The sequence below is a fragment of the uncultured Planktosalinus sp. genome (genome assembly GCF_963973675.1).
Classification (GTDB): domain Bacteria; phylum Bacteroidota; class Bacteroidia; order Flavobacteriales; family Flavobacteriaceae; genus Planktosalinus.
Map to the genome: position 1 here is coordinate 1 of NZ_CAXBAN010000325.1, position 3,063 is coordinate 3,063.

Below are 3,063 nucleotides of genomic sequence, written 5' to 3' on the forward strand. Positions count from 1 at the left end.
TAATGAATTTTTTATTGGTTCGTTCCAACGCACTTTCGGGGTCAACTTTCAAAAAGCGAGCATAATTGATCATTGAAAAAAGGACGTCTCCAAACTCGGCTTCAATTTTGTCTTGGTTGTTTTCATTGACTTCGTGTTGCAGTTCACCAAGTTCCTCTTTAAGTTTTTCAAACACCTGCTCGGGTTGTTCCCAATCAAAGCCTACACCCGCTACTTTATCCTGAATGCGGTTGGCTTTAACCATTGCCGGAAGTGATTTAGGAACGCCCTCAAGCACACTGGTTTTTCCTTCTTTGAGTTTTAGGTTTTCCCAGTTTTTTTTGACTTCTGCTTCATTGGTAACTTTCACATCACCATAGATATGTGGATGGCGTTCAATGAGTTTATCACATATTCCATTAGCAACATCAGCTATATCAAAGGCATTTTTTTCACTACCTATTTTGGCATAAAAAACAATGTGCAGTAACAAATCACCCAACTCTTTTTTGACTTCGTTTAAATCATTTTCTAGGATGGCATCACCCAATTCATAGGTTTCTTCTATGGTGAGGTGTCGAAGTGATTCCAGTGTTTGCTTTCTATCCCAAGGGCATTTTTCACGAAGATCGTCCATAATGTCAAGCAGGCGGTTAAAGCCTTTGAGTTGTTTCTCTCTATTGTTCATTTTCTGATATATTTGACTTTATAAAATTACAAATTTGAAAAGTATGTTTTTTTATTTTATCAAGAAGTAATACACAAGATTTTGTTTATAATAAAAAATCCCGCCAAAAGGCAGGATTCTTAAGTACATTAAAAAATTGTTATTATGATTTTCTAGATGCAGGAGTTTTACCGCCTCCTCCTTTTTTGGTGTTTGACACCTTGGGAGTTGATTTTTCCACCGGTACTGCTTTATTGGTCGCTCCTTTTGCTTCTGTTTGTTTGACAATTTCCTGAGCTTCTTCCTCTGTGGGTTCTGAAAAATCCATCAAGTCTTTTTCATTTAAGATATTATACCATTGAATAATTTTTTTAATATCACTAATATAGACCCTGTCTTCATCATAATCTGGCAAAATTTCAAAAAAGTATTCTTCAAGTTTTAGTTTGTCTTCTTTATGACTGATAGCTTTCCCACCATTTTCTTTATTCTTAATTTTTTGCATTATTTGACGTAAAGGCACTTCTTCGGTAAGGGTATAAATAGCAATTTCTGAAAGCAAACTCACGTTGTGATGTGCACTTACTGATATTTTTTTTCCATCAAGTAATGACTCGGCCAAAAAACCTGAGCGTGTTTGTGTTTTTAATTCATAAAGACCGGGTTTACCGGAAATGGACAAAATTTTTTCTAGACCCATAAAGTTTTAAATTGATTTAAATTTTAAAATTCCTTGTTTTAAATTTTTACTTTGAACACAAAGATATATAGAAATTGAAAAAAAACTTAGGTTTAACGCTTTTTCTTCATTTGGGGAAAACGCATTTTGTAATCTGCATTTACCTTTCCTTTGGATATATTTGACAATTTTCCTTTAATTAAACGTCTTTTAAGTGGTGAAAGTTTGTCAGTAAACAAAACTCCCTCAATATGGTCATATTCATGTTGGATTATTCTGGCCGCTATACCTTCAAATGTTTTTGTTTGTTGTGTAAAGTTTTCATCATAAAATGAAATAGTAATTTTTTCATTTCTGAACACATCTTCTCTTACATCAGGAATACTCAAGCAGCCTTCATTAAACGCCCATTCATCTCCGGTTTCTTCGATTATTTTTGCATTGATAAAGGTTTGTTTGAAACTTTCTAAGAATGCCTGCTCTGTTTCTGTTAACTCTTCATCCTGAGAAAAGGGTGCTCCATCAATTATAAACAACCTGATGGGGATACCAACTTGAGGAGCTGCCAAACCAACTCCATGAGCGTTATACATAGTTTCATACATGTTCTCGATTAATTCTGCTAAAGCTGGATAATCTTGAGAAATATCAACGCCTTTTTTTCTTAAAACCGGGTCGCCATAGGCTACTATTGGTAAAATCATTAAAACTTATTTTTTTACTAAATTACAATTTTAATACACTTTCTTTAAAAGAGCATTAAGTTTACTTTTTTTCAAAGCTATATAACATAAAATCTTTATGATATACTTGGTTTACAATTTCAATGAGTTCATTTGTCCATTTAATATCTGTCTTCATTTTGTCAGTTGAATTGGCTTTAATTTCAATATTTAACTTCAAATTGCTTGCCAAAAACTCCATGTCAGTTGCATTGTTTAATTTTAGGATTCGCTTAGGCAGTATGCGTTTAAAAATATAATTTTGCGGGTGTAAATGACGGTTTTTATTAAAAACTACTGGTAAGAGTTTAATGAACTCTTCAAAACTTAAGTTTGCTAGGGCTTCATATTTTTCTGTTGTTGAGCCTTTTTGAACATTTAAGGGTTTAAAAAATATTTTTTGACTTCGCAACCATTCATCGTCATTTGTCAGTCTTTTTCTGAGTCGGTCTCTAAAAAAAGATTCCATTCTGTCATAAGGTTCCCTTACTATTATAAATTTATCTTTTTTACTGAACATCAAAAAAAACAACTTTACTTTTTTTAAATACTGCTGTCTTCTTAAAGTTGAATACATTACTTTAAAGTTGGTGCTGATAAAATATTTTTCTTTGTAGTTGTAAAAATGCGGCATGGTCTTCAGGATTTGTTATAAAGATATTCCTGTAAAATTATTGTGGCACTAATTTCATCAACCAAAGCTTTGTTTCGGCGTTGTTTTTTTTTCAAACCACTGTCTATCATTGTTTGAAAAGCCATTTTAGAAGTAAATCGTTCATCAACTCGCTTCACCGGAATTAAAGGAATTTCCTTGTTAAGTTTTTTTAAGAAAGAAGCAATATGAACTTCAACATCAGATGGCGAGTCATCCATTCTTCTGGGTTCACCAACCAAAAAAAGTTCAACTTTTTCCATTAAAGCATAGTTTTTGAGAAAACTAAGTAAATCTTTAGTCTCAACTGTTGTTAAACCTGAGGCAATAAGCTGTAACTCATCAGAAACAGCTATGCCCGTTC

General features: G+C 32.8%; 5 protein-coding genes. All 5 read right to left on the reverse strand.

The window, feature by feature from the left end:
* On the reverse strand, positions 1–667 hold a 667-nt coding region (mazG, locus tag AACY61_RS11330; protein WP_339611695.1), incomplete at its 3' end, for a nucleoside triphosphate pyrophosphohydrolase.
* 142 nt (positions 668–809) lie between these two features.
* On the reverse strand, positions 810–1,346 hold the full coding sequence (locus tag AACY61_RS11335) for a DUF5606 domain-containing protein (RefSeq protein ID WP_339611696.1): 537 nt from the start codon (positions 1,344–1,346) through the stop codon (positions 810–812).
* Between the two features lie 92 nt (positions 1,347–1,438).
* Complete coding sequence (gene def / locus AACY61_RS11340) at positions 1,439–2,029, reverse strand: peptide deformylase (RefSeq protein ID WP_339611697.1); 591 nt, start codon at positions 2,027–2,029, stop codon at positions 1,439–1,441.
* Positions 2,030–2,090: 61 nt separating this feature from the next.
* The gene (locus AACY61_RS11345; protein WP_339611698.1) at positions 2,091–2,681 is read right to left on the reverse strand and encodes a sulfotransferase family 2 domain-containing protein; all 591 of its coding nucleotides are present in this window, start codon (positions 2,679–2,681) and stop codon (positions 2,091–2,093) included.
* Between the two features lie 5 nt (positions 2,682–2,686).
* Positions 2,687–3,063, reverse strand: a 377-nt coding sequence (ruvX, locus tag AACY61_RS11350; protein ID WP_339611699.1) for a Holliday junction resolvase RuvX, incomplete at its 5' end; no start/stop codon positions are given.

Excerpts from the sequence above, each read along its gene's own strand:
- AACY61_RS11345 (WP_339611698.1), bottom strand. The coding sequence starts at position 2,681 with ATGCCGCATTTTTACAACTACAAAGAAAAATATTTTATCAGCACCAAC.
- def (WP_339611697.1), bottom strand. The coding sequence starts at position 2,029 with ATGATTTTACCAATAGTAGCCTATGGCGACCCGGTTTTAAGAAAAAAA.
- AACY61_RS11335 (WP_339611696.1), bottom strand. The coding sequence starts at position 1,346 with ATGGGTCTAGAAAAAATTTTGTCCATTTCCGGTAAACCCGGTCTTTAT.